The following is a 22,483-nucleotide window of genomic DNA, read 5'->3' as shown; positions in this document are numbered from 1 at the left end:
ACCCTGGGGTTTGCATTGGGGTTTGATTGCCCCGTCCGCGGCAGGAGACAAAAGCATATGCTTTGAAAGCATAAGCAAAGCGCTTATCAATCGTTCGTCTCATGAGGACGAACGATTAACATTGCGGGCTCTATCACCTTGCAAGAACACCGATGAGCACACGCTACACGCATTCCCACAAGTCCTTCCTCGTCCTTTCCCTGCTTGCCGCGGCAGCCGCCCCGGCAGGCGCGCAGCAGCAAGTTCCCACTGAAGAACTGCAGCAGGTCGTCGTGACCGGCACATACGCGAAGAACCGCCGCACGGCCGATTCCGAATCGCCGATCGACATCATCGGCGCGAAAGAGCTGCAGGCCACCGGGTCGACCGAGCTGGCCACCGTGCTGGCGCGCCTGCTGCCGTCGATGAACTTCCCGCGCCCTTCCGGGGCCGACGCATCCGACGCCGTACGCCCCGCGCAGCTGCGCGGCCTGGCGCCGGACCAGACGCTCGTGCTGGTGAACGGCAAACGCCGCCATGCATCGGCAGTCGTCAACGTCAACGGCACGGCGGGCCGCGGTTCGGCGCCCGTCGACCTGAACGCGATCCCGCTGGCGGCGATCGATCACATCGAAGTGCTGCGCGACGGCGCGTCGGCCCAATACGGCTCCGATGCGATCGCCGGCGTCGTCAACATCATCCTGAAGAAGGGCCCGAACGGCGGCGACGTGGAAGTGGGCTACGGCCAGTACCACGAAGGCGATGGCGAGCAGGTCACGGTCAAGGCGTCCGGCGGCTTCGCGCTGGGCGACAAGGGCTGGCTGCGCCTGGCGGCGGAAGCGGCCGACCGCAACCCGACGAACCGGGCCGGCGCCGATGCGCGCAACCCGGCCGAGCCGCTGTACGGCCAGGTCACGCAGCGCTACGGCGACTCGGATACGCAGCCCCGCAACGTGCTGTTCAATGCGCAGTACCAGATCGGCGAGAACACCGACGTCTACGCGTTCGGCCAGTACGGTGTGCGCGACACGGAAGCCGCGGCGACGTGGCGTACGGCGCTGAACGGCGGCGTGCAGCGCACTCCACTGTTCCCGAACGGCTTCCTGCCGCTGCAGAACAGCACGTCCACCGATTCGTCGATCGTGGCCGGCGTGCGCGGCGACATTGGCGGCTGGCGCTGGGACGCAAGCCTCGACTGGGGCCGCAACAGCTTCTGGCTCGACATCGACAACACCGTCAACCAGACGCTCGGCGCGCAAAGCCCCACCCACTTCCATCTCGGGAAGCTGACCAATACGCAGTCGGTGGCGAACTTCGACCTGGCACGCGAGATTCCGGTGGCCGCATTCGCCGGCCCGCTGACGGTGGCCACCGGCGTCGAAGTGGGCCACGAGGCCTACGAGATCGAGGCCGGTGACGAAGCCTCGTACAGCGGCAGCGGCGCCCAGGGCTTCTCCGGCTTCCGTCCGGCCAACGCCGGCAAGAACAGCCGCAGCAACCAGTCCGCCTACGTGAACCTGGAAGCGCAGGTGACGCCAAAGCTGTCCGGCGCGCTCGCCGCACGCTACGAGCACTACACCGACTTCGGCAGCACGACGTCGGCCAAGGCTTCCGCACGCTATGCGTTCAACGACAAGGTGTCGCTGCGCGGCACCGCGTCGTCCGGCTTCCGCGCGCCGTCGCTGGCGCAGCAGTTCTACACGATCACGACGACGAACTTCGCCGTCGTCAACGGCGTCAACACGCCGATCGAGACGGGCACGTTCGCCGTCGGCAGCACCGCGGCGCAGGCGCTGGGCGCGACGCCGCTGAAGGCGGAGAAGGCGCGCAACTTCAGCATCGGCCTGCAGCTGGCACCGAGCCGCAACTTCAACACGACGGTGGACGTGTACCGCATCTTCGTCGACGACCGCATCGCGCTGTCGGCCAACATGACCCTGCCGCAGAACCTGCGTAACACGCTGGCCACGCAAGGCATCCAGGTCGGCGCGGGCCGCTACTTCACGAACGCGATCGACACGAAGACGACGGGCGTGGATGTCGTCAGCACGTATCGCTGGAACCTGGCGAACCGCGATCGCGTGGACTTCACGGCCGCGTTCAACCACAACAAGACGAACGTCGAGAACGTGGCCGCGAACCCGGCGATCCTGACCGCCAACAACCTGCTGCTGATCGACCGCCAGACGGTGCTGCGCAACACGGTCGGTTCGCCGAAGGACAAGCTCAGCTTCGGTGTCGACTACACGGCCAGCGTGTGGAGCGCCCGTGCACTGGCGACGCAGTACGGCAAGTTCACCGTCCCGCAGAACAACGCGGCGCTGGACCAGGAATACGGCCGCCAGTGGGTACTGGACGTATCGGGCACGGTGCGCTTCGCGAAGAACTGGCGCGCCACGGTCGGCATCGACAACCTGACGGACAGCTACCCGGACAAGACGACGTCGAACGGCAACCTGAACACGAACGGCATCTACCCGTACTCGAACTTCTCGCCGGCAGGCTTCAATGGACGGTATTACTACGCGAAGGTGGGCTACAGCTGGTAAGACTCGCCGCTGCCATCGCGCGAAATCCCGCTGCCCGCAGCGGGATTTTTTTTGCGAGATGTCGCAAACGGCGGTCGCGCTACTGGGGTCTGTCCCCGGTAAGTGCCAGCCGGGAGCTCCGTCGCCGGCGGCGCGAGGGGACTGACCCCGGTTTTCAGCCCGTGTTCAAACGCGCACTACTCCACAGGACCACGCAGCCAAGGCGCGCCCACCCGCTCGCGTTCTGCCTGTTCGCCCTCGGCCAGGTCCTCCACTTCGCGCAGCGTTGCATCGCGCTCGATCAGGTGGCCGATGCCGACCAGCCGACCATCCGAATGATCCGTGCCGCCGCACAGGAATTGCCAGTCGCCGCCCTCATGCACCACCAGCAGGATCGGGCGCTCGGCGTGGAACACGTGCGGGCAGACGAACGCGCCGCGGTGGGGATTGTCGAACTCGGACATGTGGACTCCTCGGAAAGATCGCGATTGTACGCCGGCCCCATTCGCTCGGCGTGGCAGGCAAAAAAAATCCCGGCCGCAGCCGGGATCAACCCTGTACCAGGAATCTTACGCCGCCTCGCTCCCGAGCAGCGCCTGTTCGATATCGCCACGCTTCAACTCCGGCGCGAACTGCGCGATGAATTCATACGCATACTGCCGCAGGTAGGCGCCGCGCCGCACCGCCAGCCGCGTCGTGTTCGCGGCGAACAGGTGCGAAGCTTCGATCGCCCGCAAGCCCCTGTCGCGGCCATGGTCGAACGCCATCGAGGCGACGAGGCCGACGCCCAGGCCCAACGTCACGTACTGCTTGATCACGTCCGAGTCCATCGCGGTCAGCACGATGTCCGGCCGCACGCCCGCCTTGTCGAACGCGTCGTCGATATGGCCGCGGCCCGTGAAGCCCACGTCGTAGGTAATCAGCGGGAATTCGGCCAGGTCTTCCAGCCGCACCGGCGTGCGCGCCAGCAGCGGGTGGCCGTCCGGTACGACGATCAGGTGGCTCCAGCGATAGCACGGGAACGACACGAGGTCCGGGAATTGCGACAGGCCTTCGGTGGCGATGCCGATGTCGGCCTTGCCGGACAGGACCCACTCGGCGATGTGGTCCGGCGCGCTTTGCTGCAGGGCGATCCGCACGTCCGGGAACGCAGCGCGGAACGTCTGCACCGCGCGCGGCAGCGCGTAGCGCGCTTGCGTGTGCGTCGCCGCGATCGTCAGCGTGCCGCTGCTCTGGCCCTTGTATTCCATGCTGGCGTGCTGCAGGTTCTCAGCCTCGATCAACAGGCGGTCGATGATCTTCAGGATGCCCTTGCCGGGTTCCGTCAGGCCCGTCAGCCGCTTGCCGTTGCGCTCGAAGATGACGACGCCCAGTTCGTCCTCGAGTTCGCGGATCTGCCGGCTCACACCCGGCTGCGACGTGAACAACGCATTGGCCACTTCCGTCAGGTTGTAGTTGCGGCGGGCGGCCTCGCGGATGGAACGCAGCTGCTGGAAATTCATATGGAAGCTCCTTCGTCGACGAATACGCGCAGGCGCTGCGGGCGCACCACCAGCGTCTCGCCTTCCTTCAGGGCCAGGTTGCGGAAGCGCTCATTGGAGATCGTGGCCTCGATCAGCTGGGCGTTGTCGGTGCGCTCCAGGTCCAGCTGGGCCAGCGGGCCGATCGCATGCGCGCGGCGCAGCTTGACGACGATGCCGTCCGCGCCCGGCGCGTAGCGGTCCACGTCCATCTCGTGCGGGCGCACGTACGCCGTGCCTTTGCCGTCGCGCACGCGGGTGTGGTCCGGCACGTCCAGCTGCACGCCTTCGCTGGCCAGCACGCCTTCGTGCACGCGGCCGTGGAACACGTTCACGTTGCCGAGGAAGCCGTAGACGAACGGCGAGGCGGGATGGTTGTACACCTCGTCCGGCGCGCCGATCTGCTCCACGGTGCCCTTGTTCATCAACACGACCTGGTCGGCCACTTCCAGCGCCTCTTCCTGGTCGTGCGTGACGAAGATCGACGAAACGTGCAGGTCGTCGTGCAGGCGGCGCAGCCAGCGGCGCAGTTCCTTGCGCACCTTCGCGTCCAGCGCGCCGAACGGCTCGTCCAGCAGCAGCACGCGCGGTTCGACGGCCAGTGCGCGGGCCAGGGCGATACGCTGGCGCTGGCCGCCGGACAGTTGCGGCGGATAGCGGTCGGCCAGCCAGTCCAGCTGCACCAGCTCGAGAAGCTCTTTCACTTTCCTGCGGATCTGGTCTTCCGACGGGCGCTCGGCGCGCGGCTTCACGCGCAGGCCGAAGGCGACGTTCTCGAACACCGTCATGTGCTTGAACAGCGCGTAGTGCTGGAACACGAAGCCGACCTGGCGCTCGCGCACGTGGCGATCGGACGCGTCCTGGCCGTCGAGCAGCACCTGGCCGGAGTCCGGGTGTTCCAGGCCGGCGATGCAGCGCAGCAGCGTCGTCTTGCCGCAGCCGGATGGACCCAGCAGCGCCGTCAGCTCACCGGCCGGGAAGTCCAGCGACACGTTGTTCAGCGCGACGAAGTCGCCGAAGCGCTTGTTGATGTTCTTGACTGCGATCGTCATGTTTGCTCCGGTTTCAGTTGTCGTTGCCTTCGGCCGCACGCGATTCGTGCAGGCGCCATTCGATGAAGCTCTTCAGCGCCAGCGTGACCAGCGCCAGCAGCGCCAGCAGCGAGGCGACGGCGAAGGCCGCGACGAAGTTGTATTCGTTGTAGAGGATCTCGACCTGCAGCGGCATCGTGTTGGTCTCCCCGCGGATGTGGCCCGACACGACGGACACCGCGCCGAACTCGCCCATCGCGCGGGCGTTACACAGGATCACGCCGTACAGCAGGCCCCACTTGATGTTGGGGAGCGTCACGCGGAAGAACGTCTGCCAGCCCGACGCGCCCAGCACCACGGCCGCCTCTTCCTCTTCGCTGCCCTGCGCCTGCATCAGCGGAATCAGTTCGCGCGCGACGAACGGGAACGTGATGAAGATCGTCGCCAGCACGATGCCGGGGACGGCGAACAGGATCTTGATGTCGTGCTCGGCCAGCCATTCGCCGAACCAGCCCTGCGCGCCGAACAGCAGCACGTAGATCAGGCCCGAGATCACGGGCGACACCGAGAACGGCAGGTCGATCAGCGTCAGCAGCAGGCTCTTGCCGCGAAACTCGAACTTCGCGATGGCCCACGACGCGGCCACGCCGAACACGAGATTCAGCGGCACGGCGACGCCGGCGGTGATCAGCGTGAGCTTGACGGCGGCGATCGCATCGTCTTCGCGGATCGACTCCAGGTACACCTCGGCGCCCTTGCGGAACGCCTCGGCGAACACGGCGAACAGCGGCACGAACAGGAACAGCGTCAGGAACGTCAGCGCGACCGTGATCAGGGCCCAGCGCACCCAGCGCGGCTCCAGCACGTCGGACACGGTCGGCAGTTCGCCGCGGTGGGAAGAATTCGCAGCACTCATGTCACTTCCTCGATTTGCCGCGGGCCCAGGCCTGCAACAGGTTGATCGCCAACAGCATGATGAACGACACGACCAGCATCACGACGGCGATCGCCGTGGCACCCGTGTAGTCGTACTGCTCCAGCTTCGTGATGATGAACAGCGGCGTGATCTCGGACACCATCGGCATGTTCCCGGCGATGAAGATCACCGAGCCGTATTCGCCGGTGGCGCGGGCGAACGCCAGCGCGAAGCCCGTCAGCAGCGACGGCAGGATGGTGGGGAAGACGACGCGGGAAAACGTCTGCCACGACGACGCGCCGAGCGACGCGGCGGCTTCCTCGAGCTCGCGTTCGGCGTCTTCCAGCACCGGCTGCACGGTCCGGACAACGAACGGCAGGCCGATGAACGTCAGCGCCAGCACGACGCCGAGCGGCGTGAACGCGACCTTGATGCCCAGCTTGCCCTCGACGAACTGGCCGATCCAGCCGTTCGACGAATACAGCGCGGTGAGCGTGATGCCGGCCACGGCGGTGGGCAGCGCGAACGGCAGGTCGACCAGCGCGTCGATGAGGCGCTTGCCGGGGAAGCGGTAGCGCACCAGCACCCACGCGACGATGCCGCCGAAGACGACGTTGATGGCGGCACCGATCAGCGACGCGCCAAAGGTCAGGCGGTACGACGCCATCACGCGCTCGGACGTGACAGCGCTCCAGAACGCTTCCCACGTCATCGTGAACGTCTTCAGGAACAGCGCGGACAGCGGAATCAGGACGATCAGCGTCAGGTAGAAGATCGTGAAGCCCAGCGACAGCTTAAAGCCCGGCATGACCCGATACGGCGCCCGCTTCCTCGCTTCAAACGATACCGGCTGCGTGACCGGCAGTACTGCAGACATGGTGGCCCCTCTTATTACATTTTCGGATATTGAGGCCGAAGTCTCGCATCTAGGCGTTATAAACCAAACTAACCTTTTGTCATTTGCTTAGATGCCTCTGCGGATATGGCATAGCCACACGCAACATTTCTCAAATTAGGGGACTGTCCCTCGGTTTTGGAAATTTTGTTACCTCATGAGGTGGATATTTCACGGATATGCTCGCGGTGGCGCGAGAAGAACGACGTTGGGCGACAAAGCGCAAGGACGATAACCGTCTGCATTTTTTGTTGCCAAAATCGAGGGACAGTCCCCTGTTGTTTAGCGACCAGCTCAGCAGTTGGGGCAATAAAAAACCCGGGCGGGCCCGGGTTTGGTGAGGGTGCAGGCGCTTACTTGTTCGGCTGCGGGGTCAGGCGCAGGTAGGGTTTCGGGGCCGTATAGCCCTTCGGGTATTTTTGCTTGATCACTTCCGGATCCTGGATCGTCAGCGGGATGATCACGTCGTCGCCGTCTTTCCAGTTGCCCGGCGTGGCGACGGTGTGCTTGTCGGTCAGCTGCAGGGCGTCGATCACGCGCAGGATCTCGTCGAAGTTGCGGCCCGTGCTCATCGGGTAGGTGATCTGCAGGCGGATCTTTTTCGCCGGGTCGATGACGAACAGCGAGCGCACCGTCGCGGTGGCCGATTGTTCCGGGTGGATCATGTCGTACAGCGTGGCCACTTTCTTGTCGGCGTCGGCGATGATGGGGAAGCCGACGACCGTCTTCTGGGTTTCCTCGATGTCCTTGATCCACTCCTTGTGCGCGTCGGCCGGGTCGACGGACAGCGCGATCGCCTTCACGTTGCGCTTGTCGAACTCGGGCTTCAGCTTGGCCGTCAGGCCCAGCTCCGTCGTACAGACGGGGGTGAAGTCGGCGGGGTGGGAGAACAGCACCACCCAGGAATCGCCCGCCCACTCGTGGAACTTGATGCGGCCGATCGAGGAATCCTGCTCGAAATCAGGGGCGGTATCGCCGAGGCGTAGCGTCATGGAAGTCTCCAGTGATAGTCAAAGATCAATATTGCAACGGTTTCGCATTGTGCGCCCGTTCCGCCAGGATTTGCAACTGCTGCTGCCCGAACAACCAGTCCTTCAGGCCGGACTCCGCATTGATGTGCCCGAGCGCGCCCACGTCGACGAACGTGCTGCCCCAGCGCCCGGCCCATTCGCGCGCCCGGTCCTGCGGCATCCATGGGTCGTTCGTGCTGGCGATGACGATCGACGGGCACGGCAGCGCCGCCTGCGGCACCAGCGTGGCGACGTCGAACTTGTCAGGATCGGCGGGCGCAACGAGCAGCAGGCCGGCCACGTGATCCGGATCGCGCGCCACGCTGCGCACCGATGCCAGGCAACCGAAGCTGTGGGCAACGATCAACGTCGGGCGGGCATCGCGCCGGCGCACCTCGTCCACCCGCGCGCTCCAGGCCAGCAAGTCGGGGGTACTCCAGTCGTCCTGCTGCACCCGCTCGAACGACGGGTACAGGCGCTGCCAGCGGCTCTGCCAATGATCCGGGCTGCTGTCGTAAAGGCCGGGCGCGATCAGTACGCGGAATGGAAGACTGGCTGGCATGCACTCTCCTGTCGGTTATTTCTGGTAGATCTGGTCGAACACGCCGCCATCGGCGAAGTGGGTCTTCTGCGCCTTCGTCCAGTCGCCCGCCACGTCGGCGATCGTGAACAGTTTAATGGCTGGGAACTGCGCCGCGTATTTCTTCGCTTCCTTTTCCACCGTCGGACGATAGTAATTCTTCGCGATCAGGTCCTGCGCCGCGTCCGTGTACAGGAAGTTCAGGTAGGCTTCGGCGACCTTGCGCGTGCCGCGCTTGTCGACGACCTTGTCGACGACCGCCACCGGCGGCTCGGCCAGGATCGACACGGACGGCGCCACGATCTGGAACTTGTCCGGGCCCAGCTCCTTGATCGCCAGCAGCGCCTCGTTTTCCCACGCGATCAGCACGTCGCCGATGCCCCGCTCGACGAATGTCGTCGTCGCGCCGCGCGCGCCCGAATCGAGCACGGGCACGTTCTTGTACAGCTTCTTCAGGTAGTCGCGCGCGGTGGCATCGCTGCCGCCCGGCTGGCGCAGCGCGTAGCCATAGGCGGCCAGGTGGTTCCAGCGCGCGCCGCCGGACGTCTTTGGATTCGGCGTGATCACCTGCACACCCGGCTTGACGAGGTCGGCCCAATCCTTGATGCCTTTCGGGTTGCCCTTGCGGACCAGGAACACGATCGTCGAGCTGTACGGCGTCGCATTGTGGCCCAGGCGCTTTTGCCAATCCTTGGCCACGAGGCCCCGCTCGGCGATGGCGTCGATGTCGTACGCCAGCGCCAGCGTGACGACGTCGGCCTGCAGCCCGTCGATCACGGCGCGGGCCTGCTTGCCGGAGCCGCCGTGCGATTGCTTGATCTTCACGGTGTCGCCCGTCTTCGCCTTCCACTCCTTGGCGAAGGCCTCGTTGACGTCCTGGTACAGCTCGCGCGTCGGGTCATACGACACGTTCAGCAGGCTGATGTCGGCCGCCTGCGCGGTCAGCGCGACGGCGAACGTGGTGACGACGGCGGCGGCAAGCGTGGAAAGTTTTTTGGACAGCATCGGTACCCCCTATTGTTTGGAGGTTGCACTGTAGCTTTACCACTTATAGAAGAGAACTAAGTTTTTGATGCTTTCTTATACCGGATTCTTATATAGGGTTACCAGAACCGGTTGAACAGCACCACCGCCCACGTAGCCGCAGCCAGCACGCAGGCCAGCAGCACGGCGGCGCTGCCGAAGTCTTTCGCGTTCTTCGACAGTGGATGCCGCTCCAGCGACACGCGGTCGACGACGGCCTCGATCGCCGAATTGATCAGCTCGACGATCAGCACCAGCAGCAGCACGGCGATCAGCGCCAGCTTCTGGAAGCTGGAGATCGGCAGTACCAACGCAAGCACGAAGCCGACGGCGCACACGGCCAGCTCCTGCCGGAAAGCGTGCTCGTGCCGCCACGCCGTCCGCAAGCCCTGCAGCGAATAGCCGAAGGCGGACACGATCCGTTTCAAACCGCTTTTACTCTTGAACTCGCTGACAGGTTCGGTCATACGCCGGTACTTTTGGGAAATAAATAAGTGGGCCATTATAACGGCGTGTTCCACTAGAGGATTCCTGCAATTCCCATTTTTTTCACATCATGGTATAAAGGACCGCACTGATACTGCACCGCACCAACCACATCATGAAAATGGAAAACGTTCCGGAACAAAAAACGACGATCCAGGTCATCGAACGCATGGTGGGCCTGCTGGATGCGCTGGCCAAGTACCCGGACCCCGTCAGCCTGAAGGAATTGTCGAAGGTCTCGGGGCTGCACCCGTCCACCGCCCACCGCATCTTGAACGACCTGGTGCTCACGCGTTTCGTCGACCGCATCGAACCGGGCACCTACCGGCTCGGCATGCGCCTGCTGGAGCTGGGCAATGTCGTCAAGAGCCGCCTGTCCGTGCGGGAAGCGGCGCTGGACTTCATGCGCGCACTGCACAAGAAGACGCAGCAGACGATCAACCTGTCCGTGCGCCAGGGCGACGAGATCGTCTACATCGATCGCGCGTTCTCCGAGCGCTCCGGCATGCAGGTGGTGCGCGCCATTGGCGGCCGCGGGCCGCTGCACCTGACGTCGACGGGTAAACTGTTCCTGTCGGTGGACGAACCGAAGGCGATCCGCGCGTACGCGACCCGCACGGGCCTGGCGGGCCACAACAAGAATTCGATCACGGACCTGGCGCGCCTGGAGCGCGAGCTGTCGCTGGTGCGTTCGCGCGGCTATGCGCGCGACAACGAGGAACTGGAACTGGGTGTGCGCTGCATGGCGGCGGGGATTCGCGACGACAGCGGCAAGCTGGTGGCGGGCCTGTCGATCTCGGCGCCGGCCGACCGCCTGCAGGAGGAATGGCTGGAAGACCTGGTCAATACCGCCAACCAGATCTCCGCCACATTGGGTTACATGCCGGCTGCGGACTGAGTCATCGCGCCGGCGCCGGCCGCGCCGGCCGTGTCGGAGAACGACGCCGGCTTCAGTGCCGCCAGCCATTTCTTCATCCGCACCGCATCCGCCACGCGCGCGGCGGTGCCCTTCGCATCGAGCAGCACCATGATCACGGCACGGCCTTCGACGACGGCCTGCATCATCATGCAGCGCCCGGCCTCGTTGATGAAGCCCGTCTTTTGCAAGCCGATCTGCCAGCCGGACGTCGGCATCACCAGGCCATTCGTCGTGCCGAACTGCACCGGACGGCCGTTACGTTCCACGATCGCCTTCGGATCGGTGGAGAACTCGCGCAGCATCGGGTGTTCATAGGCCGCCATCGCCAGCTTGGCGAGGTCGCGCGCACTGGCCACGTTCCGCGTCGACAGGCCGGTGGAATCGGCGTAGTGCGTCTCCGTCATGCCCAGTGCCTGCGCCTTCGCGTTCATCGCTTCGACAAACGCCGGCAGGCCGCCCGGATAATTGCGGCCCAGCGCGGACGCGGCCCGGTTCTCCGAACTCATCAGCGCGATATGCAGCATGTTGCGGCGGGTCAGCTGGTCGCCCACGTTCAGGCGCGAGCTGGAGAACTTGGCGCGGTCGACGTCGTCCTCGGTGACGGTCAGCACCTCGTCCAGGTCCTGGTTCGCCTCGACGACGACAAGCGCCGTCATCATCTTCGTGATCGATGCGATCGGCAGCGCCACGTTGGCGTTCTTCTCGAACAGCACTTCCGCGTTGTTCTGGTCGACGACCAGCGCCACGTTCGATTTCAGGTCGAGCGGGTCGCGCGTCAGGTTCAGGCCGGCCAGGTCGCCCATCGTCGGACGGGGCGCGAAGCCGACGTTCGTCATGCGCTGGTACACGACCTTCTTCTTGCCGCGCACAGTGACAACGCGGCGCACGATCTTGTCGCGCGGCTCGGCAGCGGCCAGGCGGCGCACGCCGGCCTTCTTGACCACGCTTTTCTTCGCGGTCTTCTTGACGCCCTCGGCCGCCTGCACGGCAGTGACCGGCACCGATACGCACAGCGCGGAAAGCAGCGCGGCTACGATTACTTTGTACATACGATATCCCCGTGTCAGCAGCAGAACGATCCGTTGCAGTGTAGCAAAATGCAGAGCGGGCGCAACATCATTTCACATTGTCGAGCACTGGTCTTGACAAAAGAATTGCGCCGCTGATGCGAGGCCGCAACGAAAACTTAGTCTTCCATAAATGTAGCAAAACTGGTAACCGGTTCCCGTTCCGTTACAAGTGTGTTCTCGATCCGGGCCGGATCGGCATGGCCGAGCGCCATCCCGCACACCACCATTTCATTGTCGGGCAATGCCAGCCGTTCCGCAATGATGCGATGGAATTGTGTGAAGGCTGCTTGCGGACAAGTGTCGAGCCCGCGGGCGCGCGCCGCCACCATCACGTTCTGCAGGAACATCCCGTAGTCGAGCCAGGAGCCCTGCTCCATGATGCGGTCGATCGTGAAGATCAGGCCGACGGGCGCGTCGAAGAAATGAAAGTTGCGCGCATGTTGGGCCGCCATGCCTTCCTTGTTGTCGCGCGTCAGGCCCAGCAGCGCATACAGGTCCCAGCCCACCTTGCGGCGCCGGTCGATGTACGGCGACTTCCATTCGCGCGGATAGTATGCGTACTCTTCCTGGTGTTGCCGGTTCTGCTCGGGATCGCGATACGCCTCGTCGATCCGCGCGCACAGCGCCGCGCGGGCGGCGCCCGTCAGCACGTACACTTTCCACGGCTGCGTATTCGTGCCCGACGGTGCCCGGCTCGCCACCTCGAGGATCGCGGCGACGTCCTCGCGCGCCACCGGCGTCGGCAGGTAAGCGCGGATCGAGCGGCGCGACGTGATGGCGGCGTCGACCGCCTGCTGCTGGGGACTCGAAATCATCATTGCTCCTTATTTACGAACCACGAACACGACGCCCAGCACAGCCAGCGCCATGCCGGCCACGCCAAGGATGCTGAACGCTTCGCCGAACATCAGCCAGGCCATCAGCGCCGTTGTCGGCGGCGTCAGGTACAGCAAGCTCGTCACCTGGGTCGCGTCGCTGCGCCGGATCAGCGCGAACAGCAGGAAGATCGCGCCAATCGACAGGCCCAGCACGGACCACGCCAATGCGCCCGCAAAGCGCGGCGTCCAGTCGACGGCGTCCAGTGCCGGGCTGAAGCCTTCCAGCGCGACCGCGAACGGCAGCGTGGCGGCAAAGCAGGCGCTGAACTGGATCGCCGTGCCCGTACGCAGGTCGAAGGCCGGGCACCAGCGCTTCTGGTACAGCGTGCCGGCCGTGATCGACAGCAGCGCGCCCAGGCACAGCGCGATCGCCTGCCACGACAGCCCCGTCAACGTGATCTTCGCGTACACGACGAGCACCACGCCACCGATGCCGAACAGCAAGCCCAGCCATTGGCGCGGCGTCACGCGCTCGCCGATCAGCGGCGCGGCAAACGCCGTCAGGATCGGTTGCATGCCGACGATCAGCGCCGACAGCCCGGCCGGCATGCCCAGCTTGATGGCCGACCACACGCCCGCCAGATAGCCGCCGTGCAGCAGCAGGCCGGCAAGCGCGATATGGCCCGCCTTGCCGTGCGGCCACGGTGCCTTGACGAGCCACACCAGCGGCGCCAGGACGGCGACGACGCAGGCGTAACGCAACAGCAGGAACGTCAGCGGTGGCGCATACGGCAGGCCGAACTTGGCCACGATGAATCCCGTGCTCCACAGGAAAACAAAAAACAACGGGACGGGCGCGATCAACGTGGGCGCGCGCTGGCCCCGGGCAGGGGACGACGAAGACATCTTGCCAGTCTAACACGGGCTTAACCTTAGGGCCGGGCGACCTCGACGATGCTCTTGTGCAACGCACAAATTTCGCTTGACTTAAAACGCAGCGACCGTAAAATTGGGCATGTTGCGTTGCACAATGGCTGTAGCGACCTACAGCCAGCTTTCATCAACGTTTAAATCATTATTGGAGAACTACATGTTTTCGATTCCTGAGCAATTTTCCAATGCGACCAAGGCCAACTTCGAAAGCCAATTCGCGATCTTCTCCGCTCTGACGAACAAGACGTTCGAAGGCGTCGAAAAGCTCGTCGACCTGAACCTGACGGCAGCCAAGGCCTCGCTGGAAGATACCTCGGCCACCGCCAAGCAGCTGCTGACTGCTAAGGATCCGCAAGAGTTCTTCTCGCTGAGCGCAGCCCAGGCCCAGCCGACCGCAGAAAAGGCCATCGCTTACGGCCGTCACCTGACGTCGATCGCCTCCGGCACCGCCGCCGAGTTCTCGAAAGCCGCCGAATCGCAGATCCTGGAAACGAACCGCAAGGTGATTTCCCTGGTGGACGAAGTGAGCAAGAACGCGCCGGCCGGCACCGAAAGCGCCGTCGCCCTGTTCAAGTCCGCACTGGGCAGCGCGAACGCCGGTTACGAGCAGTTCACCCGCACCGCCAAGCAGGCTGCCGAAGCCATCGAAGCGAACGTGAACGCCGCAGTCAACCAGTTCACCGCCGCCGTCAAGGCCGCGCCGACCGCTGCCACGGCCGCCGCCAAGTAATCCGCGCACGCCGGCACAGGCCGGCACTGAAAGCATCGCTGTACCAGGTCTCCTCGGCATCCGTGGGTCCTCTCAGCGGATGTCCTTCGCATGCCCCGGCCACGGTTCGGGGCATTTTTTCGTCCCGGCAGTATACATTTTTTCCAGTTTCAGATAATCTGTACAAATGCAACCGACCGAACACGACCACCTGCTCGACCAGCTGCGCCACGTCGCGGCCGGGCTGGGCCAGACCCTGGCGCCCTTCTGCGAAGTGGTGCTGCACGACCTGCTCGATCCCGAGCACGCCGTGCTGGCGATCCACAACAACCAGTCTGGCCGCGCCGTCGGCGATCCCGCCACGGAACTGGGCCTGGCCCGCATCGCCAATGCCGGCTACGCGCAAGTCGTGGCGAACTACCCGAACCGCTTCCCGGACGGCAGGCCGGCAAAAAGCACGTCGATCGGCATCCGCGACAGCGGCGGGCGCTACATCGCGGCGCTGTGCCTGAACGTGGACGTGAGCCTGTTCCGCAGCCTGGAGGCGCTGCTCGGCCAGTTCGGCCGCACGGAAGGCGCCCAGGTGCTGGAAACGCTGGAGCCATCCGGCACCGAGGCGCTGCGCCGTTACATCGACCAGTTCGCCGCCCGGCACAACACGACGCCGCGCGCGCTGAAGGCTGCCGAACGCCGCCTGCTGCTGCAGGAACTCAAGGACGCCGGCATGACGGACGTGCGCCGCGCGATGGAAACCGTGGCCGCCTGCCTCGGCGTCTCGCGCGCCACCGTGTACAACGATGCCCGCTGATTTCAATGAAAGGAAACCGATGACCGATACGACACTTCCAACGTATGACGACGTGGTGGCTGCGGCAGGCCGCATCGCCGGCCACGCGCACCGTACGCCAGTGCTGACGTCGCGCACCGCCAACGAGCTGCTGGGCGCGCAACTGTTCTTCAAGGCCGAGAACCTGCAGCGGATGGGCGCGTTCAAGTTCCGCGGCGCCTACAACGCGCTGGCGCGGTTCGACGCGGCGCAGCGCCGGGCCGGCGTCGTCGCCTTCTCATCGGGTAACCATGCGCAAGCCATCGCGCTGTCGGCGCAACTGCTGGGCATTCCGGCCACGATCGTGATGCCGCACGATGCGCCCGCGGCGAAGGTGGCGGCCACGAAGGGCTATGGCGCGACCGTCGTGATCTACGACCGCTACAAGGAAGACCGCGAACAGATCGGCCGCGACCTGGCGGCGCGCCACGGCCTGACGTTGATTCCGCCATACGACCACGCCGACGTGATCGCCGGCCAGGGCACGGCGGCCAAGGAACTGTTCGAGGAAGTGGGCGAACTCGATTACCTGTTCACGCCGCTGGGCGGCGGCGGCCTGCTGTCCGGCTCGGCGCTGACGGCACGCGCGCTGTCGCCGCGCACCAAGGTGTTCGGCGTGGAGCCGGAAGCGGGCAACGACGGCCAGCGCTCGCTGCGCAGCGGCAGCATCGTCCACATCGACACGCCCCAGACGATCGCCGACGGCGCGCAAACCCAGCACCTGGGCAACCTGACGTTCCCGATCATCCAGCGCGAGGTGGAGGACATCCTGACGGCATCGGACGCCGAACTGGTCGACGCGATGCGCTTCTTCGCCGAACGGATGAAACTGGTCGTCGAACCGACCGGCTGCCTGGGCTTCGCGGCGGCCCGTGCGATGAAGGACCGGTTGCACGGCAAGAAGGTCGGCTTCGTCATCAGCGGCGGGAATATCGACCTGGCCAGGTTTGCGCAGTTGGTGGGGTGACGGTTGCGGGCCGTGGGCATTGTTAAACCCAAAGGCAGAAGCCGGGGTCAGACCGGCGGGGCTTTGCCGGGGTTTCAAGGCGCACCGCGCCTTGCCGGCAAAGCGGTGCGGGCTTGCAAGCCCGCACTCCTTCCTGACCCCGGCTTCTGCCGTTGAGTGCAAGTGGGCCAGCGGCCCCCTTTGCTTTTCCTACTCGCCCAGGTAAGCGGCTTTCACGCGCGGGTCGTGCAGCATGTCGTCGGCGTTGCCCGTCATTGTGATGATGCCGGAGTCCATCACGTAGCCGCGGTGGGCCGCTTCCAGCGCCAGCTTGGCGTTCTGCTCGACGAGCAGGATCGTGATGCCCTGCTTCGACACGTCGCGGATCACCTCGAAGATCTTGTCGACCATGATCGGCGACAGGCCCATCGACGGCTCGTCCAGCAGCAGCAGGTGCGGGTGGCACATCAGTGCGCGCGCCATCGCCAGCATCTGCTGCTCGCCGCCCGACAGCGTGCCGGCCAGCTGGTTGGCGCGTTCCTTCAGGCGCGGGAACGTGTCGAACCATTTCGCGATGTCGGCCTCGATGCCTGCCTTGTCGTCGCGGGTGTACGCGCCCATCATCAGGTTTTCGTGGATCGTCATGCGGGTGAACACGCCCCGCCCTTCCGGCACCATCGCCAGCTTCTTCTCGACCAGGTGGAAGCTCTGCAGCCCCTTCATCGGCTCGCCCAGGTAGGTGATCGTGCCGTCGACCTTGCAGGCCGGCAGCGTGCCCGTGATGGCCTTCAAGGTCGTCGTCTTGCCGGCGCCGTTCGCGCCGATCAAGGTGACCAGTTCGCCCTCGTTCACTTCCAGGTCGATGCCCTTGACGGCCTTGATGCCGCCGTACGCGACCTGCAGGCCGGCGATCTTCAGGACGTTCGCGGTCCCCGTCGTTGCACCCATCAGTGCGATCCTCCCAGATAGGCGTCAATGACGGCCTGATTGCTTTGAATTTCGTGCGGCAGGCCTTCGGCGATCAGCTTGCCGTATTCAAGAACGCTGATGCGGTCGCACAGGCCCATCATCAGCTTCACGTCGTGCTCGATCAAGAGCACCGTCTTGCCTTCGGCCTTGATCTTCACGAGCAGCTCGCGCAGTGCCAGCTTCTCGGTCGCGTTCATGCCGGCGGCCGGTTCGTCCAGCGCCAGCAACTGCGGGTCTGTCGCCAGCGCGCGGGCGATCTCGAGGCGGCGCTGGTCGCCGTAGGACAGGTATTTCGACGTACGGCTGGCGAACTGGCCGATGCCGACGAAGTCCAGCAGCTCCTGCGCGCGCCGGCGGATCGCCGCCTCTTCGTCGCGCGCCGCCTTGTGGCGGAAGACCGCACCGAACACGCCCTGGTGCGTGCGCACGTGACGGCCCACCATCACGTTCTCCAGCGCCGTCATCTCGCCGAACAGGCGGATGTTCTGGAACGTGCGGGCGATGCCAGCCTTCGCCACCGCGTGCGGCGCCGATGGCGAATAGGGTTTGCCGGCCAGTTCGAACGTGCCGGTGTCGGGTTGATACAGGCCCGTGATCACGTTGAAGAACGTGGTCTTGCCGGCGCCGTTCGGGCCGATCAGGCCATAGATCTGGCCGCGCTTGATGTGGATGCCGACGTCGGTAAGCGCCTGCAGGCCGCCGAAGCGCTTGTTGACGCCCTTGATGTCCAGAATGACTTCTTCGTTCATATGCTTTCCTTACGCCGCCACCACGCCGGACGCTTGTCCCTTCGTGTCCGAATCGCCGTCCGGCCGATCCTCGTGCTTCGGCGACGGCCACAGGCCGGCCGGGTTGACGAGCATGATCAGTACCAGCGCCAGGCCGTACAGCAGCTGGCGCAGCACCTCGGCCTCGATCAGCACCTTGCCGAACAGCTGCTGCTGCAGCGGCTCGACGACGTGGCGCAGCACTTCCGGCAACGCCGCCAGCAGCGCGCCGCCCAGCACGACGCCGGGAATGTGGCCGATCCCGCCCAGCACGACCATCGCCAGCACGGCGATCGATTCGGTCAGCGAGAACGATTCGGGCGACACGAAGCCCTGGAACGCGCCGAACATCGCGCCGGCGACGCCGCCGAACGTAGCGCCCATCGAGAACGCCAGCAGCTTGACGTTGCGGGTGTTGATGCCCATGGCCTTGGCTGCGATCTCGTCTTCGCGGATCGCCACCCAGGCACGGCCCAGGCGCGAGTGCTGCAGGCGCGACGTGATGAAGATCGTCGCGATCGTCAGCAGCAGGAACAGGAAGTAGTACGCGTTGACGGATGGGATCTGCACGGAGCCCAGCGACACCATCGCACCCGAGCCCTGCTCGCCCGCCAGGTCCACGCCGAACACCTTGATCGAGTCGATCAGGTTGATGCCCTGCGGGCCGTTGGTGAAGTTGATCGGGTCGTTCAGGTTGTTCATGAAGATGCGGATGATCTCGCCGAAGCCTAGCGTCACGATGGCAAGGTAGTCGCCGCGCAGCTTCAGTGTGGGCGCGCCCAGCAGCGCGCCGAACAGGCCGGCCAGCGCTGCCGCGATCGGCACGATGAACCACACGGACAGGTGGATGCCGTTGGCGCGGATGTCCTCGCCAAGGATCGCGACGAGCGTCTCGCCGAACGACGGGTGCAGCGCGATGATCGATTCAAGCAAGGTCGCGAACTGCGGCGATGCCAACAGGCCCGTCATGTAGGCGCCCACGGCGTAGAACGCGATGTAGCCCAGGTCCAGCAGGCCGGCAAAGCCGACGACGATGTTCAGGCCCAGCGCCAGCATGATGTACAGCAGCGCCAGGTCGGCGATGCGCACCCACGAGTTACCGAAATTCTGGGCGATGAACGGGAAGGCCAGCATCACGACCAGCAGCAGTGCCATGCTGGTGTAAGCCTGCTTGGGCTTGCGGGACGTATCGAAATTTAAGAGTGCCATGATGGTTCCTTATGCGCGGTCGGCCACGCGCTCGCCCATGATGCCGGACGGCCGCACGGTCAGCACGAGGATCAGCACGATGAACGCGAAGATATCCTGGTAGTGGCTGCCAAAGAAGCCGCCGGTCAGGTCGCCGATGTAGCCGGCGCCCAGGCTTTCGATGATGCCGAGGACGATCCCGCCGATCATCGCGCCGTAGATGTTGCCGATCCCGCCCAGCACGGCGGCGCAGAACGCCTTCAGGCCGGGGATCGTGCCCATCGCGAACTGGATCGACGCATAGTTCGCGCCCCACATCACGCCGGCCACGCCGGCCAGCGCCGCGCCGATCGCGAACGTGTAGACGATCACCCGGTTCGAATCGACGCCCATCAGGCCCGCCACGCGGGGATTCTCGGCCACGGCGCGCATCGCCCGGCCCATCTTGGTTTTCTCGACGAGGAACACCAGTGCGCACATCGACAGCGCGGCCAGTGCCAGCAGCAGCACCTGCGTCACGCTGATCACGGCGCCGCCGACGGCGATCGGATCGCTCGGCAGCAGTTGCGGGAACGGCAGCGGGTTGCGGCCCCAGATCATCATCGCGAACGTCTGCAGCAGGATCGACATGCCGATCGCCGTGATCAGCGGGGCGAGGCGCGGCGCATTGCGCAGGCGGCGGTAGGCGATCCGTTCGATCAGCACGTTGACGATCATGCAGCCGGGAATGGCGCCGAGGATGGCGATGCCCAGCTGCAGCCAGCCGTTCATCTCGGGGAAATGGGCGCCCAGGAGGTTGAGGATCGTGAGGCCGATCATCGCGCCGACCATCAGCACGTCGCCGTGGGCGAAGTTAATCAGGTTCAGCACCCCGTACACCATCGTGTAGCCGAGTGCGACGAGGGCGTACATGCTGCCCAGCACGAGGCCGTTGATAATTTGTTGGATAAAGGTATCCATTGCTCCCCTTCTTTGCGCGAGCGGTGTACCGCCCGCGTAACAAAAACGGCACCCGGGGATAGCCCTGGAGTGCCGCCGCGTGACCTTGTAGCGTCGAACCCGTCCTTGTGAACGGGCCTGCATCGTACTACGTCCTGCCTAGCTCTGGCAGCCGATCAAAACATAGTCCGATCGGCAATTTAATACACAAGCTCGCCATCATAGCCATTCCGCGCAAAAACTAAACGCGGAAAAAACGCAGCAATTCTAAACAAAATTCAGCGCGGGGAAAGCTTTCTCCTTCATCAACAGTGCGGAAGTGTTGTGTCGGCGATCAGACCAGGCCCTTCGGCAGCGGGAACGTGACGTTTTCCTCGACACCCTCCAGCGGGCGCACGCTCTTCGCGCCCAGCGCCTTCAGCCGGTCGATGACGGCCTGCACCAGCACTTCCGGCGCGGACGCCCCGGCCGTGACGCCGATGCGCTGGTGGCCTTCCAGCCAGGCGGGGTCGATCTGGTCCGCGCGGTCCACCATATAGGCCGGCGTGCCCATCTTGCGGGCCACTTCGCGCAGCCGATTCGAGTTCGAGCTGTTCGGGCTGCCGACGACGATGACGACCTCGACCTGCGGCGCCATGAACTTCACGGCTTCCTGGCGGTTCGTCGTCGCGTAGCAGATGTCGCCCTTCTTCGGCTCCTGGATGGCCGGGAACTTCGCCTTCAGCGCGGCGATGATGTCGGCCGTGTCGTCGACCGACAGCGTGGTCTGCGACACATAGGCCAACTGCTCCGGGTTCTTCACCTGCAGCGTGGCCACGTCGTCGAGCGTTTCGACGAGGTACATGCCTTCCTCGGCCTGGCCCATCGTGCCTTCGACTTCCGGGTGGCCGTCGTGGCCGATCATGATGATCTCGCAGCCGGCCTTGCGCATCTTCGCCACTTCCACGTGCACTTTCGTGACCAGCGGGCAGGTGGCGTCGAAGATCGACAGGCCGCGCGCCTCCGCTTCGGCGCGCACGGCTTTCGACACGCCGTGGGCCGAGAACACGAGGGTATTGCCGGCCGGGACATCGTCGAGTTCCTCGATGAAGATCGCGCCCTTGGCGCGCAGGTCTTCGACGACGTAGGCGTTGTGCACGATTTCATGGCGCACGTAGATCGGCGCGCCGAACTGGTTCAGCGCGCGCTCGACGATCTCGATGGCGCGGTCCACGCCTGCGCAAAAGCCGCGCGGCTGGGCCAGGAGGATTTCTTTGTCCATGTGCATAGATTACAGAACGGAGATCAGGTTCACTTCGAAGCGCACCGGCTGGCCGGCCAGCGGGTGGTTGAAATCGAACAGGGCGGCATCGTCGCGCAATTCGCGCAGGATGCCGGAGAAGCGGCCGCCGCCCGGCGCCGCAAAGTCGACCAGGTCGCCCACGCGGTATTCCGCACCGGGCACGGAATTCTCGTCCAGCGTGGCGCGCGACACGGGGCGGATCAGTTCGGGATTGCGCGGGCCGAAGGCGACGCCCGGCTCCAGCTCGAACGTCTTGTGCGTGCCTTCCGGCAGCCCGAGCAGCAGCTCTTCCAGCACGGGCGCCAGCTGGCCCTGCCCCAGCATCAAGGTGGCGGGCGTGCTGCCGAAGGTGGACACGATGTCCGTGCCGTCCAGCGAAGCCAGGCGGTAATGCAGGGTCAGATAGGCGGAAGGAGTGACGACGTTCGACATGATGTTCTTCGGAAGCTGGGCAAACCGGTATTGTAAGCCAGCTTGGGCGGCGCGGTACGGCTGGCGGCGGGCTGAGCAGGTTCCCATCGCGACTCTTAGCCACATCAGCACGCCGCGCCGCGGCGTTGGGATAATGAGTTCCCACCCTGCCCTGGAGGCCCCATGAGCATCTCGAACTGGCCGGAACACAAGCGCCCCCGCGAACGGCTGATCCGCGAGGGCGCGCAGGCGCTGTCGGATGCGGAATTGCTCGCCGTGTTCCTGCGCGTGGGCGTACGGGGCAAGAACGCCGTGGAACTGGCCGGCGACCTGGTGCGGCACTTCGGCTCGCTGCAGGCGCTGCTGGGCGCGAACCTGAAGGAGTTTTCCAGCGTGCCCGGCCTGGGCCCGGCCAAGTATGCCCAACTGAATGCCGTCATCGAGCTGGCGCGGCGGGCGATCCGCGACGACATGCTGTCCCGCCAGGTGATCTGCTCGCCGCAGGCCGCCAAGGATTACCTGCGCCTCGCCATGGCGGGCCGGCCCTATGAATCGTTCCACGTGCTGTTCCTGGACGTGCGGAACCGCCTGATCGCCGTCCGCGAACTGTTTCGCGGCACGCTGACGCAGCCTCGTGCGCTCTAACTGCGGAATTGCTTTCAGGCACCCAAGTATACACAGCTGTGAAAACGCTGGCAATTTTTAGGACTATTTTTTAACGGCTAGCCAGCCTTGGTT

23 protein-coding genes and 1 pseudogene are annotated in these 22,483 nt (G+C 64.9%); 6 read left to right on the top strand and 18 right to left on the bottom strand.

Annotation, left to right across the window (positions count from 1 at the left end; all coding sequences use genetic code 11):
• Positions 1–152 precede the first annotated feature (152 nt).
• Entirely contained in the window at positions 153–2,528 is a 2,376-nt protein-coding gene (locus IP92_RS12170) for a TonB-dependent receptor plug domain-containing protein (protein WP_145875106.1), read from the top strand.
• A gap of 176 nt (positions 2,529–2,704) precedes the next feature.
• Here IP92_RS12170 and IP92_RS12165 read toward each other — a convergent pair whose 3' ends face one another.
• The 9 genes from IP92_RS12165 to IP92_RS12125 form a co-directional block, all read right to left on the bottom strand.
• Positions 2,705–2,971, bottom strand: coding sequence for a hypothetical protein (locus IP92_RS12165; RefSeq protein WP_145875104.1), 267 nt, complete (start codon positions 2,969–2,971; stop codon positions 2,705–2,707).
• A 105-nt stretch (positions 2,972–3,076) separates the two neighbouring features.
• Positions 3,077–4,009: a CysB family HTH-type transcriptional regulator gene (locus tag IP92_RS12160; protein ID WP_145875102.1), complete on the bottom strand. Its 933-nt coding sequence runs from the start codon at positions 4,007–4,009 to the stop codon at positions 3,077–3,079.
• Positions 4,006–5,079, bottom strand: coding sequence for a sulfate/molybdate ABC transporter ATP-binding protein (locus IP92_RS12155; RefSeq protein ID WP_145875100.1), 1,074 nt, complete (start codon positions 5,077–5,079; stop codon positions 4,006–4,008). Before IP92_RS12155 ends, IP92_RS12160 begins: the two co-directional genes overlap by 4 nt.
• A 13-nt stretch (positions 5,080–5,092) precedes the next feature.
• A complete protein-coding gene (gene cysW, locus IP92_RS12150) occupies positions 5,093–5,974 on the bottom strand; it encodes a sulfate ABC transporter permease subunit CysW (protein ID WP_145875098.1) in 882 nt (293 codons plus the stop codon).
• 1 nt (position 5,975) lies between these two features.
• Positions 5,976–6,851 (bottom strand): sulfate ABC transporter permease subunit CysT, encoded by an 876-nt coding sequence (gene cysT, locus IP92_RS12145; RefSeq protein ID WP_371860926.1) that lies wholly within the window; start codon positions 6,849–6,851, stop codon positions 5,976–5,978.
• A gap of 371 nt (positions 6,852–7,222) precedes the next feature.
• A complete protein-coding gene (locus IP92_RS12140) occupies positions 7,223–7,861 on the bottom strand; it encodes a peroxiredoxin (RefSeq protein WP_145875096.1) in 639 nt (212 codons plus the stop codon).
• Between the two features lie 25 nt (positions 7,862–7,886).
• Positions 7,887–8,441 (bottom strand): RBBP9/YdeN family alpha/beta hydrolase, encoded by a 555-nt coding sequence (locus IP92_RS12135; RefSeq protein ID WP_145875094.1) that lies wholly within the window; start codon positions 8,439–8,441, stop codon positions 7,887–7,889.
• A gap of 15 nt (positions 8,442–8,456) precedes the next feature.
• On the bottom strand, positions 8,457–9,464 hold the full coding sequence (locus IP92_RS12130; RefSeq protein WP_145875092.1) for a sulfate ABC transporter substrate-binding protein: 1,008 nt from the start codon (positions 9,462–9,464) through the stop codon (positions 8,457–8,459).
• Positions 9,465–9,562: 98 nt separating this feature from the next.
• The gene (locus IP92_RS12125; protein ID WP_145875090.1) at positions 9,563–9,949 is read right to left on the bottom strand and encodes a diacylglycerol kinase; all 387 of its coding nucleotides are present in this window, start codon (positions 9,947–9,949) and stop codon (positions 9,563–9,565) included.
• Positions 9,950–10,083: 134 nt separating this feature from the next.
• Between IP92_RS12125 and IP92_RS12120 the strand changes: the two genes are divergently transcribed.
• On the top strand, positions 10,084–10,866 hold the full coding sequence (locus IP92_RS12120) for an IclR family transcriptional regulator (protein WP_145875088.1): 783 nt from the start codon (positions 10,084–10,086) through the stop codon (positions 10,864–10,866).
• On the opposite strand, the gene IP92_RS12115 is transcribed toward IP92_RS12120, so the two are convergent.
• From IP92_RS12115 to IP92_RS12105, 3 genes are all read right to left on the bottom strand, one after another.
• Entirely contained in the window at positions 10,845–11,936 is a 1,092-nt protein-coding gene (locus tag IP92_RS12115; RefSeq protein WP_145875086.1) for a serine hydrolase, read from the bottom strand. The two genes, IP92_RS12120 and IP92_RS12115, sit on opposite strands and share 22 nt — an antisense overlap.
• 137 nt (positions 11,937–12,073) lie before the next feature.
• Positions 12,074–12,772 carry a nitroreductase gene (locus tag IP92_RS12110; RefSeq protein WP_145875084.1) on the bottom strand — a complete coding sequence of 233 codons (699 nt, stop codon included), beginning with the start codon at positions 12,770–12,772 and terminating at the stop codon, positions 12,074–12,076.
• Between the two features lie 9 nt (positions 12,773–12,781).
• Positions 12,782–13,681 carry a DMT family transporter gene (locus tag IP92_RS12105; protein WP_145875082.1) on the bottom strand — a complete coding sequence of 300 codons (900 nt, stop codon included), beginning with the start codon at positions 13,679–13,681 and terminating at the stop codon, positions 12,782–12,784.
• A 184-nt stretch (positions 13,682–13,865) separates the two neighbouring features.
• On the opposite strand from IP92_RS12105, the gene IP92_RS12100 reads away from it, so the two are divergent.
• The 3 genes from IP92_RS12100 to IP92_RS12090 all read left to right on the top strand — a co-directional run bounded on the left by IP92_RS12100 (position 13,866) and on the right by IP92_RS12090 (position 16,210).
• The gene (locus IP92_RS12100; RefSeq protein ID WP_145875079.1) at positions 13,866–14,438 is read left to right on the top strand and encodes a phasin family protein; all 573 of its coding nucleotides are present in this window, start codon (positions 13,866–13,868) and stop codon (positions 14,436–14,438) included.
• A gap of 166 nt (positions 14,439–14,604) precedes the next feature.
• Positions 14,605–15,225 (top strand): helix-turn-helix transcriptional regulator, encoded by a 621-nt coding sequence (locus IP92_RS12095; protein WP_145875077.1) that lies wholly within the window; start codon positions 14,605–14,607, stop codon positions 15,223–15,225.
• A gap of 19 nt (positions 15,226–15,244) precedes the next feature.
• A complete protein-coding gene (locus IP92_RS12090; protein WP_145875074.1) occupies positions 15,245–16,210 on the top strand; it encodes a threo-3-hydroxy-L-aspartate ammonia-lyase in 966 nt (321 codons plus the stop codon).
• A gap of 189 nt (positions 16,211–16,399) precedes the next feature.
• Here the strand turns inward: IP92_RS12090 and IP92_RS12085 are convergent, their stop codons facing one another.
• From IP92_RS12085 to IP92_RS12060, 6 genes are all read right to left on the bottom strand, one after another.
• The gene (locus IP92_RS12085) at positions 16,400–17,137 is read right to left on the bottom strand and encodes an ABC transporter ATP-binding protein (RefSeq protein ID WP_145875071.1); all 738 of its coding nucleotides are present in this window, start codon (positions 17,135–17,137) and stop codon (positions 16,400–16,402) included.
• Positions 17,137–17,907, bottom strand: coding sequence for an ABC transporter ATP-binding protein (locus IP92_RS12080; protein ID WP_145875069.1), 771 nt, complete (start codon positions 17,905–17,907; stop codon positions 17,137–17,139). The genes IP92_RS12085 and IP92_RS12080 overlap by 1 nt, the downstream gene beginning before the upstream one ends.
• A gap of 9 nt (positions 17,908–17,916) precedes the next feature.
• On the bottom strand, positions 17,917–19,134 hold the full coding sequence (locus IP92_RS12075) for an ABC transporter permease subunit (protein ID WP_145875066.1): 1,218 nt from the start codon (positions 19,132–19,134) through the stop codon (positions 17,917–17,919).
• A 9-nt stretch (positions 19,135–19,143) separates the two neighbouring features.
• A complete protein-coding gene (locus tag IP92_RS12070) occupies positions 19,144–20,073 on the bottom strand; it encodes a branched-chain amino acid ABC transporter permease (RefSeq protein ID WP_145875064.1) in 930 nt (309 codons plus the stop codon).
• A gap of 313 nt (positions 20,074–20,386) precedes the next feature.
• Positions 20,387–21,313, bottom strand: coding sequence for a 4-hydroxy-3-methylbut-2-enyl diphosphate reductase (gene ispH, locus IP92_RS12065; protein WP_145875061.1), 927 nt, complete (start codon positions 21,311–21,313; stop codon positions 20,387–20,389).
• A 9-nt stretch (positions 21,314–21,322) separates the two neighbouring features.
• Positions 21,323–21,766 carry an FKBP-type peptidyl-prolyl cis-trans isomerase gene (locus IP92_RS12060; protein ID WP_145875883.1) on the bottom strand — a complete coding sequence of 148 codons (444 nt, stop codon included), beginning with the start codon at positions 21,764–21,766 and terminating at the stop codon, positions 21,323–21,325.
• Between the two features lie 162 nt (positions 21,767–21,928).
• Here IP92_RS12060 and radC point away from each other — a divergent pair.
• Positions 21,929–22,372: pseudogene (gene radC, locus IP92_RS12055) on the top strand (RadC family protein); the annotation flags it as partial.
• Positions 22,373–22,483: the final 111 nt, after the last annotated feature.

This window comes from Pseudoduganella flava (assembly GCF_007830495.1).
In the GTDB taxonomy this organism is placed as follows: domain Bacteria; phylum Pseudomonadota; class Gammaproteobacteria; order Burkholderiales; family Burkholderiaceae_D; genus Rugamonas; species Rugamonas flava.
Note: the sequence above shows the minus strand (reverse complement) of the source record. Positions and strands in the feature narration are given on the sequence as shown.